The 13866-nt window shown below is 72.8% G+C and carries 15 protein-coding genes; 10 read left to right on the top strand and 5 right to left on the bottom strand.

The annotated features are described in order from the left end of the window. Positions 1-5: 5 nt before the first annotated feature. On the bottom strand, positions 6-353 hold the full coding sequence (locus tag ACIQU6_RS12685; RefSeq protein WP_403481628.1) for a hypothetical protein: 348 nt from the start codon (positions 351-353) through the stop codon (positions 6-8). A 297-nt stretch (positions 354-650) separates the two neighbouring features. Between ACIQU6_RS12685 and ACIQU6_RS12680 the strand changes: the two genes are divergently transcribed. From ACIQU6_RS12680 to ACIQU6_RS12665, 4 genes are all read left to right on the top strand, one after another. Beyond that, positions 651-1595 (top strand): Scr1 family TA system antitoxin-like transcriptional regulator, encoded by a 945-nt coding sequence (locus ACIQU6_RS12680; RefSeq protein ID WP_403481627.1) that lies wholly within the window; start codon positions 651-653, stop codon positions 1593-1595. Then, the gene (locus ACIQU6_RS12675) at positions 1552-1689 is read left to right on the top strand and encodes a DUF397 domain-containing protein (RefSeq protein ID WP_403481695.1); all 138 of its coding nucleotides are present in this window, start codon (positions 1552-1554) and stop codon (positions 1687-1689) included. The genes ACIQU6_RS12680 and ACIQU6_RS12675 overlap by 44 nt, the downstream gene beginning before the upstream one ends. 81 nt (positions 1690-1770) lie before the next feature. Then, positions 1771-2061, top strand: coding sequence for a hypothetical protein (locus ACIQU6_RS12670; RefSeq protein ID WP_403481626.1), 291 nt, complete (start codon positions 1771-1773; stop codon positions 2059-2061). A gap of 76 nt (positions 2062-2137) precedes the next feature. Continuing rightward, the gene (locus tag ACIQU6_RS12665; RefSeq protein WP_403481625.1) at positions 2138-3646 is read left to right on the top strand and encodes a dihydrolipoyl dehydrogenase family protein; all 1509 of its coding nucleotides are present in this window, start codon (positions 2138-2140) and stop codon (positions 3644-3646) included. Positions 3647-3694: 48 nt separating this feature from the next. Here the strand turns inward: ACIQU6_RS12665 and ACIQU6_RS12660 are convergent, their stop codons facing one another. Next, a complete protein-coding gene (locus ACIQU6_RS12660; RefSeq protein ID WP_403481624.1) occupies positions 3695-4171 on the bottom strand; it encodes an SsgA family sporulation/cell division regulator in 477 nt (158 codons plus the stop codon). 252 nt (positions 4172-4423) lie between these two features. Here ACIQU6_RS12660 and ACIQU6_RS12655 point away from each other — a divergent pair, with 252 nt between their 5' ends. Both ACIQU6_RS12655 and ACIQU6_RS12650 read left to right on the top strand, forming a co-directional pair. Beyond that, entirely contained in the window at positions 4424-5872 is a 1449-nt protein-coding gene (locus tag ACIQU6_RS12655) for an RDD family protein (protein WP_403481623.1), read from the top strand. Between the two features lie 104 nt (positions 5873-5976). Beyond that, positions 5977-6738, top strand: a complete 762-nt coding sequence (locus tag ACIQU6_RS12650; protein ID WP_403481622.1) for an RDD family protein — start codon at positions 5977-5979, stop codon at positions 6736-6738. Positions 6739-6759: 21 nt separating this feature from the next. On the opposite strand, the gene ACIQU6_RS12645 is transcribed toward ACIQU6_RS12650, so the two are convergent. Next, positions 6760-7065: a hypothetical protein gene (locus tag ACIQU6_RS12645; RefSeq protein ID WP_403481621.1), complete on the bottom strand. Its 306-nt coding sequence runs from the start codon at positions 7063-7065 to the stop codon at positions 6760-6762. 425 nt (positions 7066-7490) lie between these two features. Between ACIQU6_RS12645 and ACIQU6_RS12640 the strand changes: the two genes are divergently transcribed. Beyond that, positions 7491-9881 (top strand): immune inhibitor A domain-containing protein, encoded by a 2391-nt coding sequence (locus ACIQU6_RS12640; protein WP_403481620.1) that lies wholly within the window; start codon positions 7491-7493, stop codon positions 9879-9881. A gap of 117 nt (positions 9882-9998) precedes the next feature. Further along, on the top strand, positions 9999-10418 hold the full coding sequence (locus ACIQU6_RS12635) for a hypothetical protein (RefSeq protein WP_403481619.1): 420 nt from the start codon (positions 9999-10001) through the stop codon (positions 10416-10418). Between the two features lie 61 nt (positions 10419-10479). Here the strand turns inward: ACIQU6_RS12635 and ACIQU6_RS12630 are convergent, their stop codons facing one another. Both ACIQU6_RS12630 and ACIQU6_RS12625 read right to left on the bottom strand, forming a co-directional pair. Then, positions 10480-11076, bottom strand: coding sequence for an isochorismatase family protein (locus tag ACIQU6_RS12630; protein ID WP_403481618.1), 597 nt, complete (start codon positions 11074-11076; stop codon positions 10480-10482). A gap of 137 nt (positions 11077-11213) precedes the next feature. Then, positions 11214-12542 (bottom strand): nicotinate phosphoribosyltransferase, encoded by a 1329-nt coding sequence (locus ACIQU6_RS12625; protein WP_403481617.1) that lies wholly within the window; start codon positions 12540-12542, stop codon positions 11214-11216. A gap of 161 nt (positions 12543-12703) precedes the next feature. Between ACIQU6_RS12625 and clpS the strand changes: the two genes are divergently transcribed. Together clpS and ACIQU6_RS12615 are read left to right on the top strand one after the other, a co-directional pair. Then, on the top strand, positions 12704-13036 hold the full coding sequence (gene clpS / locus ACIQU6_RS12620; protein WP_403481616.1) for an ATP-dependent Clp protease adapter ClpS: 333 nt from the start codon (positions 12704-12706) through the stop codon (positions 13034-13036). Then, a complete protein-coding gene (locus ACIQU6_RS12615; RefSeq protein ID WP_403481615.1) occupies positions 13033-13626 on the top strand; it encodes a DUF2017 domain-containing protein in 594 nt (197 codons plus the stop codon). Before clpS ends, ACIQU6_RS12615 begins: the two co-directional genes overlap by 4 nt. Positions 13627-13866 lie beyond the last annotated feature (240 nt).

The following is a 13866-nucleotide window of genomic DNA, read 5'->3' as shown; positions in this document are numbered from 1 at the left end:
AACGACTACGGCCGGCGCCGCCGTTCGTCCCCGCCCTCGGGGGCCGCGCCGGGATCGTCGTCCGGTGCGGGCAGCCGGGCCCCGCGGCTCGTGGCCACCCGGTAGGTGGCGGTCAGCGAGTTCTTCAAGTCCACGGTCAGGAGCTGTAGTTCGCCAGGGGTCCAGCGCCGCTCGGTCAGGATCTGTTCCGCCTCCTCGATGAGCGCGGCGGCGGCGCCGAGCTGCTCGGCCTCCATCCGGTCGGCCAGCCGGGAGACGTACCCGGTCCCGTCGCCGGGGAGCAGGTAGCACGGGTTCCCGTCCGGGGTCGTCCACGGCAGCAGCCGCGGCGTGTCGTCGGCACGATCCGTCATGCGGCGACCTCCATTCCGCGGACGCGCGCCCCTTCCGCTCGATGCCGCCCGACGGCCGGAAGCAAGAGCCGCAGCAGCGGCAGAAGAAGGCTCGCGATACGGTGCGTCATGTCGTCAACTCCCTTGAAGTTGGTGGCCACGCCCCCGGACCGGTCGCACGGTCGCGGGGGTCTTGTGCGAGCAGCGGATCGCGCCACCCTCGACCCGTTACGTTGGGTGTGTACAGCGTCGCTCTGCGGAGTCCCGGGGTGCAATGCCCGGCGCGTGCCACTCGCCTACTGTCACGAAGGGGGAAGCGTGAGTCGACGCAATGCCACGGGGGGAACGGCCGCCACCAATGCCGCGGTGTTCGGGGAGGTGTTGAGGCACTACCGGGAGGCGGCGGGGCTGACCCAGCAGGAACTGGCGGGGAAGATCCCCTGCGACCGGTCACACGTGGCTCGCGTCGAGGCGGGCACCCGCGTACCGCACGGCACCTTCGCCAAGAAGTGCGACGAACTCCTCGCCACGGGTGGGGTCTTGCTGAAGATGTGGGGGAAGATCAACTGGTATCCGGAGGTGGCGCATCCCGACTGGTTCAGGCGCCGGGCGGACATGGACGCGGTGGCGGTCGCCCTGCGCGAGTACCAGTCCCAGGTCATGCCGGGTCTGTTGCAGACCGAGGACTACGCATGGGCGCTGTTCTCCGACATCGCGAGTGGCGAGGACGCGGCGGAACGCGTCAGGGCGAGGATGAGCCGACAACAACGCTTCCTTGCCGCTGACGGCCCGCTGTATATCGCGGTGTTGGACGAGAGCTGTCTGCGCAATGTGGTGGGGAGCGCGGCCGTCATGCGTGACCAGTGCGCACACCTACTGACAGTGGGGCAGCGCCCCAATATCCGGATCCAGGTCGCTCCGGCCGCCCGCGCCGGACTCGTCCGACCCAAGACGTCGATGTCGTTGATCACGCTGCCCGACGGGGGTGAGTGGGTCTACTCGGAATCGCTGAACAGTGGCCATTTCAACGACGATCCGGCCGTCTACGCGCGCCACAGCCAGACCTATGATGTGCTCAGGGCGGACGTGTTGTCGGCCCGTGAGTCTGCCGCTGTGATCAGCGAGGCGATGGAGAGGTACGGGCAGCATGGACAAGTACCGGCTGAGCGCGGCGACCTGGGTCAAGAGCAGCTACAGCGACCGCGACGGCGGCAACTGCATCGAGGTAGCCCCCGGTTTCCCCGGCGTGGTCCCCGTGCGTGACAGCAAGGTTCCGCAGGGCTCGGTGCTGGTCTTCCCGGCGGACGGCTGGTCGTCCTTCCTCTTCGCCGTGAAGAGCGGGGAGTTGGCCGCCTGAGCCCGGGGCGTGGCCGGTCCGGGCGGGCCGTCCCGGCCATCGCTGACCGTACCCCCGGGCCGGGCGGCCTACGCTTCCGGCATGGACACCACATTTACCGCTCTGGCCGTGTTCGTGCTGGCCGTTGCCGTGCTCGCGACCTCCTTCGACCGTCGGACCAAGCCGTTGGAGCGGCGGTTGGCGCGGCTGGAGAAGAAGGTGGACCTTCTGATGGCGCACCTGGAGGTGGCGGAGCCGGCGGAGCCGTGGTTGGCCGAGGTGGACGCGTTGCTCGCGGAGGGGAAGACGATCCACGCGATCAAGGTGTACCGGGAGGGGACCGGCGCGGGGCTGGCCGAGGCCAAGGAAGCGGTCGAGCGCCGGATGCGGTGAGCCCGCGGGGGGCCCACGATGGCCGGGAGGGCCCGGGACGTGGCCCGGCCCATCCATGCGCAGGGAGCGAGCGCCGATGTCAGCGAACGAAGCGACCCGAGCGGGTGCGGAGAACGGAGCGACCTCCGGCGGCACGGCCGCGGAGGACCGGTACCAGGACCTCTACGACGTCATCGTGCTGGGCGGCGGGCCGACCGGCGAGAACCTCGCCGACCGGGTGCACGCCGCCGGGCTGAGCGCGGTGCTGGTGGAGCACGAACTCGTGGGCGGGGAGTGCTCGTACTGGGCGTGCATGCCCAGCAAGGCGCTGCTGCGGCCGGTGGTGGCGCGGTCCGAGGCGCGCCGGGTGCCGGGGGTGTCGGACGCGGTCGACGGGCCGCTGGACGCCCCGGCCGTGCTCGCCCACCGTGACGCGTTCGCCTCGTACTGGAAGGACGACGGGCAGGTCCGCTGGCTGGACGGGGCCGGCATCGACCTGGTGCGCGGCCGGGGACGGCTCGCCGGGCCGCGCAAGGTGGTCGTCGACGGCGGGCGGACGCTGCACGCGCGGCACGCGGTCGCGGTGTGCACCGGCAGCCGCCCGGTGCTGCCGGACGTGCCCGGGCTGGTCGAGGCGAAGCCGTGGACGAGTCGCGACGCCACCAGCTCCGGGAGCGTGCCGGGCCGGCTGGTGATCGTCGGCGGTGGCGTGGTGGGCGTCGAAATGGCCACCGCCTGGCGGGCGTTGGGGGCCTCGGTGACGCTCCTGGTGCGCGGGGACGGGCTGTTGCCCCGCATGGAACCGTTCGCGGGCCACCTGGTCGCGGAGTCGCTCGCCGAGGCGGGGGTGCTCCTGCGGACCGGGGTGGAGGTGCGCGAGGTGCGCCGGGAGGCGCCGGGCGGGCCGGTCACCGTGCTGCTGGACGGCGCGGCGGACGGGGAGATCGTCGCCGACGAGTTGTTGATCGCCACGGGGCGGGCGCCGCGTACGGAGGACCTGGGGTTGGAGACCGTCGGCCTGACGCCGGGCGGTTGGCTGGAGGTGGACGACAGCCTGCGGGTGACCGGCGTGCCCGGTGGCTGGCTCTACGGCGCCGGCGACGTCAACCACCGTGCCCTCCTCACCCATCAGGGCAAGTACCAGGCCCGGATCGCCGGCGCCGCGATCGCCGCCCGGGCCCGCGGGGTCCCGCTGTTGGAGACCGACCGTTGGGGCGCGCACACCGCCAGCGCGGACCGGCACGCCGTACCGCAGGTCGTCTTCACCGACCCCGAGGCCGCCGCGGTCGGCCTGACCGCGGCCGAGGCGGAGCGCGCCGGCCACCGGGTCCGGGTCGTCGACCACGACCTGGGCGCGGTGGCCGGGGCGTCGCTGTACGCCGACGGCTACCGCGGCCGGGCCCGGATGGTCGTCGACCTGGACCGGGAGGTGCTGCTGGGCGCCACCTTCGTCGGCCCCGGGGTCGGCGAACTGCTGCACGCGGCGACCGTCGCGGTCGCCGGTGAGGTGCCCGTGGAACGCCTCTGGCACGCGGTGCCCGCCTACCCGACGATCAGCGAGGTGTGGCTGCGGCTGCTGGAGGCGTACCGCGACGAGGGGGCATAACTCCCCGGCGCGGCGGGCGTTCGGTGGGAAGGGACGGGAGGCCACCGCTCACGCCCCCGGTTCGGGTGATTCGTCCGACGGCCAGGTGCCGCCCGGACCGGCGTCGTCCCGGGAGGTCAGGGCGAGCAGCGCGTTCAGCCCTTTGTCGATGCCTAGGTGGGTGCTCTCCGAGCCCGGCGGGACGATCCGCAGGGTGCGCTCCAACCAGGCCGACACCGCGGCGGCCGGCGCCTCCAACAGGGCGTCCCCGTCGGGCGAGGTGAGCGCCATGCAGACCAGGCTGCGGCCGTTCAGCTTCGTCGGCCAGACCCGGACGTCGCCCTCGCCCGACGGTCGGAAGACGCCCTCGACGAGCAACTCCCGGGCGAACGTCCAGTGAACGGGGCAGTCCGACCCGACGTGGAAGGCGATGTGGACGGCATAGGGGTCGTCGGTCCGGTACGTCAGTCGCGCCGGCACCGGGATGGAGCGCTCCGGCGACAGCACCAGGCCCAGCTCCAACTCTCGTTCCACCACTGTGTTCATTGCTTTCCGCCTCTCTCCGGCTTCCTCGCGCGGGTCCGTGTGCGGGCCCGCGCAAGGAGAGAGCGACCGGCGGCCGGACTCTTACACGACTTCGGAGAAATTCTTTTCCGCGTCCATCTCCCGCGTCGGCGGCGGCTGTCGGGGCAGGGGAAGAACACGGTTACGACGCGGGGCCCGATGGATATGGACGCCGCGTTGCGGCAGACTGCCCCCGACATTCACCAGGCCGAGAACAGATACGGGACTTCGGACATGAGCTCCCCCACCGCAGGATCCGCCGGCGGCAGCCCCACGCCAGGCTTCTACCCGGACCCGTCCATCCCCGGCTACATCCGCTACTGGAACGGCGCCGCATGGGTCCCGGGCACCAGCCGTCCGGCCCCTGCCGAGGGCGAGCCGATGCCGGCGCCGCCGCCCGGCGTGGCCCCGGTGACCCGCGCGCCGGCCGCCGTCGAGGAGACCGGCCCGGTCTTCCTGGACGACGCGGCGGCGACCGGGCCCGGTGCCGTGACGCCGGCCGGGTCCGCTCCCGAGGCCGCCGGCACCGGCCAGGAGGGGGCGCCCTCCTGGCACGCCGACGCCTCCCGGCAGACCGGCTTCGGCGAGGACGGCCGGGTCTCCTGGGGCCCGTCCGGGCAGGCCCCCGCGGGCACCCAGGCCGGCGGCCCCGGGCTCCCGCCGCAGCGCGCCGCGGAGCCCGAGGAGGCCGCGGGCGCCGGCGCGGCCGCGCTCCCCGCGGACGTCCCGACCGACGGGACGGTCGCGTTCCGCACCGGCACCCCGGCGGCCGGCCGCGGCTCCGGCGACCAGGGGACCACCGCGTTCCGCGCCGTCCGGCCCGGCCAGGCGCCCGCCGCGGACCAGGGGACCACGGCCTTCCGCGCGGTCCGCCCGGAGGCCGCCGAGGGCCCCCGGCCCGCCGTCAAGAACGAGACGATGGCCTTCCGGCTCCCGTCGGCGGGCAAGCCGCCCCAGGCCGGCGGCGCGCCGCAGTCCCTGCCGTCCACCGGGGCGCCGGCCCCGCAGAGCCCCCAGGCGCCCCGGCCGCCGGCCGCCCAGCAGCCCCCGGCCGCCCAGCAGCCGCCGGCCGCCCCGGCGCCCGCGCCCGGCCTGCCGCCGCAGGGCGGCCCCGCCGGCGACGACGGCGTCATCCCCTGGAAGCCGCCGACCGCCGACGTCTTCTTCGCCGCCGCGCAGGCCGCGCAGGGCCATCCGGCCGCGCTGGGGCGGCGGTTGGCGGCCCGGCTGATCGACACCCTGGTGCTGGCCGTGGTCGCCCTCGCGGTGGCGCTGCCGCTGTGGTCCACGGTCACCGACCACCTCGACGCCAAGGTCGAGGCGGCCAGGCAGTCCGGCCACCAGGTGACGGTCTATCTGGTCGACGGCACCACCGCCCCCGTCTTCCTGACGATCCTGGCCGTCGTCCTGGTCGGCGGCGGCCTCTACGAGGTGCTGCCGACCCTCAAGTGGGGCCGCACGCTCGGCAAGAAGCTGTGCGGCGTGCGGGTGTTGGACATCGAGAGCCACGACACCCCGGAGCCGATGCAGGCCGTCAAGCGCTGGCTGGTCTACGGCGTGCTCGGCGTCGCGGTGGTCGGCGTGGTCAACGCCCTGTGGTGCCTGGTCGACAAGCCCTGGCGGCAGTGCTGGCACGACAAGGTGGCCCGCACCTTCGTCGCCGCCGACCGGGCGTCCGACTGACCGTCACCCCCGCGTTCCCGGGCCGTCACCCGCCCTGACGGCCCGGGTACCCCGATCGGACGCCGGCGGATGCGACGCCCGGCCGCAGGCGGTCGACTCGGGCCATGAGCACCGACCAGCCCCGCCCCGGCCCCGGCGAACCGCCGGAGAACGACCCGTTCCAGAAGCAGCCGCCCGAGCCCGGCGCGGGCGGAGCCCCGCACGACTCCCCGCGCAACGGCTCCCCGTACGGCGCCGGCCCGGGTGAGGGCGCCGGCCCCCCGCCACCGGGCGGCCCCCCACCCCCGGGAGGCCCGCCGCCCCCGCCGCCCCCGGGCGCCGGCCCCCCACCGTCCTACGGGGGTGGCCCCTACGGCGGCCCCTCGGCGGGCGGTCCCTACGGCGCGGGGGAGTACGGGGCCGATCCCCTGGCGGGGATGCCGCCGTTGGCCCACCGCGGCAAGCGCCTGTTGGCCCGGATCATCGACGCGATCCTCATCGGCGTCCCGGTCACCCTGATCATGAACGCGATCGTCGGCTGGGTGGACTACTTCAGCACCAGCAACGTGGAGACCGGCAAGCAGGCGACGGTCTCCGGCGTGACGATGCTGGTCTACCTGATCTACGAGGGGCTGATGCTGACCGCCCGCGGCCAGACGGTCGGCAAGATGGCGATGCGGATCCGGGTCGCGATGCTCGCCGACGGCGCCACCCCGACGCCGGTGGCCGGGTGGACCCGGGCCGCGGTCTACACCCTGCCGGAGATCATCCCCTGCTGCGGCTTCATCTTCTGGCTGATCAACGTCTTGTGGTGCACCTGGGACAAGCCGTACCAGCAGTGCCTGCACGACAAGGCGGCCCGGACCGTGGTGGTGGCCACGGGCTGAGGGTGAGGGTCCGTCGGGGGCTCAGCGGGTGCGCCCGCCGACCCGGGCGCCGGTCCGCTGGCGCGGCAGCCGTTCGCCCGCGGTCGGCACGGCCCGCAGCGGGGCCCGGCCGCGGGCCGGGGCGCCCGCGCCGCCCCGGCGCACCACCCGCGACATTCCCGGCATCGGCACCGTCATCGCGACCAGCAGTCCCAGCCCGAGGCCGGCCAGTGCGATGACCGCGACCCCGATCCCGGTCTGCGTCTGCGAGAGCAGCAGCATCGCGAGGGTGGAGAGGAAGACGGTGGCCGAACCGTAGACGAGCTGGGTGGTGGTCGGACGAGGCATGGCGGATTCCGTCCTCGAAAAGGGGCGACAGAAGGGTGGTTGTGGGCGTCGGGCGAGCGACGGTGTGCCAACGGGCGAGCCTACGGTTCCTTGTGCCCGAGCGGAACGGCAGGTAAGCGTGGCCTAATCCACCGGCCCGGAGCACGGGGGCGCACGGGACGGTGGCGGAGCGGGGCGCCGGAACGCCCGGCGCGGCGTCCGGCCTGTTGGCGGCGGGGGCGCATGCCCGTCGGGCATATCCCTCCGGGGTGACCCGCCGCCCGGAACGTCATCCGGAACCTGTGCGTCCGCTGTCCGTTAGCTGTGAAACGCGAGCCGGATAACGTACTTGGGCGCTCACGTACACGTCAAGATCTGTCTTTTCCCCGATCCATCCGGTCAAATGCCCTCCATAGTTGACCAGTTGATGGGGAGGGCTTTACCACGTGAGACGCCACCGAAGACTCTACGGAACGGCCGTCCTGGCCACCGCGCTCGCCGCGACCGGGGCGGCCGTTCTCGCTCCCGGGACGGCCGCGGCCGACGCCCCGCCGGCCGCCGCGGCCGCCGTCCGCCACGACCCGGCCCCCGAACGGGCCGACGCCCACGACCTCAAGGGCCCCTTCAGCGAACGCCGGACGGCGCAGCGCACCGAGGCGCTCCGGCAGGTCATCTCCGGCGACGCGCAGGCCAGCGAGCGCGGCGGCTCCAAGGTCGTCAAGCTGGGCAAGGGCAAGTACGTCGAGCTCGCCCGGCAGAAGACCGACAAGATCTTCACGATCCTGGTGGACTTCGGCGACAAGGTCGACGACACCACGACGTACGACCCGGACGGCGACGGCCCGTTGCCCCCGGTGAAGAAGTACGGCGGCACCCCCGGCCCGGCGCACAACCAGATCGCCAGGCCGGACCGGAAGAAGGACAACAGCACCGCCTGGCAGGCGGACTTCAACCGGCAGCACTACCAGGACCTCTACTTCTCGCACGACAAGAAGAAGGAGTCGCTGGCGAAGTACTACGAGCGGCAGTCCTCGGGCCGCTACTCCGTGGACGGCCAGGTCTCCGACTGGGTCCGCGTCCCGTGGAACGAGGCCCGCTACGGCTCCAACTACTGCGGCTCCACCAACTGCCCCAACGCCTGGGACCTGATCCGCGACGCGGTCAACCAGTGGGTCACCGACCAGAAGGCCAAGGGCCGCACCGACGCCCAGATCAAGGCCGACCTCGCCCAGTACGACCAGTGGGACCGCAACGACTACAACCACAACGGGAACTTCAACGAACCCGACGGCTACATAGACCACTTCCAGATCGTGCACGCCGGCGAGGACGAGTCGGCCGGCGGCGGCGCCCAGGGCACCGACGCGATCTGGGCGCACCGCTGGTACGCGTACGGCACCGACGCCGGCAGGACCGGGCCCGCGGACAACAAGGCCGGCGGCACCCAGATCGGCGACACCGGGTTCTGGGTCGGCGACTACACCATGCAGCCCGAGAACGGCGGACTCGGCGTCTTCGCCCACGAGTTCGGCCATGACCTCGGCCTGCCGGACGAGTACGACACCACCGGCAAGGGCGAATCCTCGGTGGACTTCTGGTCGTTGATGTCGGCCGGCTCCTGGCTCGGCCGCGGCAAGGACGCCATCGGCGACCTCCCCGGCGACCTCGGCGCCTGGGACAAGCTCCAGCTCGGCTGGCTCAACTACGCCACCGCCAAGGCCGCGACGCCCTCTCGGCACACCCTGGGCGTCGCCGAGTACAACACCAAGAACAAGCAGGCCCTGGTCGTCGAGCTGCCCGCGAAGAAGGTCACCACCGAGATCGTCAAGCCGGCCGAGGGCGCCGCGCAGTGGTGGAGCGGCATGGGCGACAACCTCGCCAACACCCTTACCAGGACGGTCGATCTGACCGGCAGGTCCACCGCCGCGCTCACCCTCAAGGGCTGGTGGGACATCGAGAAGGACTACGACTTCCTCTACACCGAGGTCTCCACCGACGGTGGCGCCACCTGGACCTCGCTGGACGGCACCGCGGGCGGCGCGCCGCTGCCCCGGGACGCCTCCGGCAAGCCGGCGCTGACCGGCACCGTCGCCTCCCACCAGGACCTCTCCTTCCCGCTGGACGCCTACGCCGGCAAGAAGATCGGCCTGCGCTTCCGCTACCAGACCGACGGCGGAGTGGCGCAGAAGGGCTTCACCGCGGACGCCCTCACCCTCACCGCCGACGGTGCCCCGCTGTTCACCGACGGCGCCGAGGCCGGCGACAACGGCTGGACCGCCGACGGCTTCTCCCGGATCGGCGCGTCCTTCACCAAGGACTACCCGCAGTACTACCTCGCCGAGAACCGCCAGTACGTCTCCTACGACCGGACCCTCAAGTCCGGCCCGTACAACTTCGGTTGGAAGAGCACCCGCCCGTCCTGGGTCGAGCACTTCCCGTACCAGAACGGCGTGCTGATCTGGCTCTGGGACACCTCGCAGCGGGACAACAACGTCGGCGTGCACCCCGGGGTCGGCCGTATCCTCCCGGTCGACGCCCACCCGCGGGCCGAGCGCTGGGCCGACGGCTCGCTGATGCGCAACCGCTTCCAGTCCTACGACTCGACCTTCACCCACGCCCGGACCGACGCCCTCACCCTGCACAAGGACGGCGCCACGGTGAAGATCGCCGCCAAGCCCGGGGTGCCGGTCTTCGACGACCGCCACGGCTCCTACGTCGACCCGGCGAACCCGACCGGTGGGGTGCGTGTTCCTGACACCAACACCAAGATCACGGTCGGCAAGGAGGCCAAGGACGGCGCCTCGGTGATCCTCACGGTCGGCCCTGCCCACAAGTAGAAAGTAAAACCCGCAGGTCAGCGTCTTATCGGCCGCCGCCCCCTAGCGGGCGGCGGCCGATAGGCGTTTAGATGCGTCTTACAGTTCCTTGTTGACGCCGAGTCTCACGGGGGAGATATGACGATGACCAGAGGTGGCTTCGCGCGGCTTCCCGGCGGAAGCGTGGTGGTCGCCCTCTCGCTGCCCAGGCCGGGCCAGGGGCCGCTCTGCAGCCCGTACGACGGCGGCCGCCGCATCCGCGTCCTGGTGCACGCGGTGAACCGTTCGCGCGCCCTGACCAGGCTGCGCAACCTCGGCCTGCGCGCCGTCTACCTGCGCGGCAACACCGAGCCGCCGACGCCCGACGAGATCACCGCGGTGCTCCACCACCCCGACGGCCTGGTCTGGCGCGAGGCCCCGGACGACGACACCGAGTCGTGGCACCCCATACGCACCCTCCTCCGTCCCCAGAAGCCCGCCCCGACGGCCACCCGGCCGCACCCCGACCGGCCCCCGATGGGCTGGTCAGCGCCCAAGTCCAGCCCGTCCGGGGTGTGAGGACGGGCCGCCCGTTCCGGCCCGTCCGACGCTTGAGGACGAGCCGGCGGCCGGGGGTGCGTCAGCCGCCGACGACCACCGGCTTGCCGCTCAGCTCCGCCCCCGCCTCCCGGAGCTCCGCCAGCGTCCGCTCCGTCGTCTCCGGGGCCACCCCCGCCGTCAGGTCCAGCAGGACCCGGGTGCGCAGCCCCTCGGCGAGCGCGTCCAGGGCGGTGGCGCGCACGCAGTGGTCCGTGGCCAGCCCGACCACGTCGACGTCGGTCACGCCCCGCGCGCGCAGCCACTCCGCCAGCGGGACGCCGTTCTCGTCGGTGCCCTCGAAGCCGCTGTACGCGGCGGTGTGGGCGCCCTTGGAGAACACCGCGTCCACCGCGCCGGAGGCGATCGCCGGCGCGAAGTTCGGGTGGAAGCCGCTGCCCTCGGTGCCCGCCACGCAGTGCGCGGGCCAGGACGTGCGGTAGTCGGGGTGGTCGGAGAAGTGGTCACCCGGGTCGATGTGGTGGTCGCGGGTGGCCACGACGTGGCGGTAGCCGCTGCCGGCCGCGGCGCCGACCAGGTCGGTGATGGCGGCCGCGACGTCCGCGCCGCCCGCCACCGCGAGGCTGCCGCCCTCGCAGAAGTCGTTCTGGACGTCGACGACGATCAGTGCCCGGTGCATGGTGCGTGCCTTCCGGCTGGGTGGGTGAGGGGCGCGGGATGTGGTGTGACCGAGGGTAGCCACTGTGGGCGCGCGGGGGGAGGGGCGGACGGACGCGGTTCGCGCGCCCGTCCGCCGAGGGCGCCGGACGGGTCCGATCAGACGAACTCGGTGGGCAGCACCGGCTCCCCGCGGGAGAGCTGCGTCGCCGACAGCGGCAGCCCGGCGCGGGCCGCGATGTGCCGGCTGCGCGCCGCGTCCAGCGGCTCCCGGGCCACCACCGTGCCGCCGGTGACCAGCGGCACCTGGAGCAGCCGGTCGGTCAACTCGGCCGGCACCGGCCCGGTACCGACCACCTCGGCCTCCGCCACCCCGTGCTCGTCCGGCCGCCGCGCCGCCCATTTCCGGCCGCCGGTCGAGGACTTGGCGCCCATCGACTTCTTCGCCACCGACCGCAGCGGCGCGCCCGGCTCGTCGCTGTCCGCCCGCGCGACCAGCTTGTAGACCATCGAACAGGTCGGGTGCCCGCTGCCGGTCACCAGTTGGGTGCCGACCCCGTACGCGTCCACCGGCGCGGCGGCCAGCGAGGCGATGGCGTACTCGTCGAGGTCGCTGGTGACCACGATCTTGGTCTTGGTGGCGCCCAGTTCGTCCAGTTGCTGCCGCACCCGGTGCGCGATCAGCAGCAGGTCGCCGGAGTCGATCCGCACCGCGCCGAGGCCGGGCCCGGCCACGTCCACGGCGGTCCGCACCGCCTCGGTGACGTCGAAGGTGTCCACCAGCAGCGTCGTCCCGCTGCCCAACGTGTCGACCTGGGCGGTGAAGGCGTCCCGCTCGCTGTCGTGCAGCAGCGTGAAGGCGTGCGCGCTGGTGCCGACGGTGGGGATGTTGTAGCGGAAGCCGGCCGCCAGGTCGGAGGTGACGTGGAAGCCGCCGACGTACGCGGCGCGGGCCGCGGCCACCGCCGAGAGCTCGTGGGTGCGCCGGGCGCCCATCTCCATCAGCGGCCGGTCGCCGGCGGCCACCGCCATCCGGGACGCGGCCGCGGCCACCGCCGAGTCGTGGTTGAGGATCGACAGGATCACCGTCTCCAGCACCACCGCCTCGGCGAAGGTGCCCTCGACGCGCATGATCGGCGAGCCGGGGAAGTAGACCTCGCCCTCCGGGTAGCCCCAGATGTCGCCGCGGAAGCGGTAGTCGGCCAGCCAGTCCAGGGTCGGTCCGTCGAGGATCCCGCGCTCCCGCAGGAAGCCCAGGATGGTGTCGTCGAAGCGGAAGTTCTCCACGGCGTCCAGGACCCGGCCGGTGCCCGCCACCACGCCGTAGCGCCGCCCCTCCGGCAGCCGCCGGGTGAAGACCTCGAAGACCGACCGCCGGTCCGCGGTGCCGGCCCGCAACGCGGCCTGCAGCATGGTGAGTTCGTACTGGTCGGTGAAGAGTGCCGTCGACGGCACGGCCACCGGCAGCCCCAGGTCTGCTGTGTTCATAGGGGAGATGCTACCCCCCGTACTCGTCACTTTGACGATAGTGGTCCCGGGGGCCGCACCGTGCCCCGGGCGGCACGATGGTGCGGGGCGCCTTGGGGTCGTTTGTGCGTCCCCCGCCCCTGGGTGGCAGCATGGGCCCTGTGAGCGCCCACCCGTCACCCATGAGCACACTGCGGCCACATCACGGCCGCCTCAGCGTCCCGGTCGAGATCGAGCGTCCGGAGACCGACGAGGCCCCGTTCGAGGTGCCCGAGCCCGACGTCCCGTGGGTCACGGTCGTTCACAACGACCCCGTGAACCTCATGAGCTATGTCTCCTACGTCTTCCAGACGTACTTCGGTTACTCCAAGGACAAGGCGCACCGGCTGATGCTCGACGTCCACCACAAAGGCCGCGCGGTGGTCTCCAGCGGCTCCCGCGAGGAAATGGAGCGCGACGTGCAGGCGATGCACGGCTACGGCCTGTGGGCGACCCTCCAGCAGGACCGCGCATGACCGGCCAGTTCGAACCGCTGCCCGGGGGTGGCGCCGCCGCCCCGCTCGACGAGGTCGAGATCTCCATCCTGCGCAGCCTGGCCGTGCAGTTGCTGGAGTTGATCGGTCCGGGCACCGAGCCCGAGGCCGGCGGCGAACAGGACATGCTGGCCGCGCTCTTCGCCGAGGGCCCCAGCGAGCCGCCGTCCGACCCGGTGCTCGCCCGCCTCTTCCCCGACGCCTACGGCGGCCCGGACCGGGTGCCGGACGACGATGTCCGCGCCGCCTCCGCCGAGTTCCGCCGCTACACCGAGAACGACCTGCGGGCCCGCAAGCGCGAGGACGCGCTGGCGCTGGTCCGGGCGCTGGACGCGCTGTCGGCCGAGAACGGCGGCGCGGTGCTGCGGCTCAAGCCCGACGAGTGCCGGCAGTGGCTGGGCGCGCTCAACGACCTCCGGCTGGCCATCGGCACGCGCCTGGAGGTCACCGACGAGGACGACGGCGGGGAGTTGCTGCGGTTGCCGGACAGCGATCCGCGCAAGCCGATGGTGCTCGCCTACTTCTGGCTGGGCGGGCTCCAGGAGACGCTCGTCGAGGCGTTGATGGGCTGAGAGCGGGGCCGCGGGCGGCGCCGGCGCGCAACGGGGCGCACCAGCCGGCCGGTTACTCTCCGTTCGCTCAGCGGAGGCTCAAATCCGGATAACGATCGCATCAATACGACCGCGCGCTGTGTTGAGGATTTCGCGCTTTGTCCTGATTTCTCTGTGGAATGCCTCACCTGATCTCTGGTCGATCTCCGGCAGGTCGTGATAAAAGTTCTCGACCTGCCGTGAGTGACGCCACCCCTGTCG

The organism is Streptomyces sp. NPDC090442, from assembly GCF_044769405.1.
GTDB lineage: Bacteria > Actinomycetota > Actinomycetes > Streptomycetales > Streptomycetaceae > Streptomyces.
This window is presented reverse-complemented; position numbering and strand designations above follow the sequence as displayed.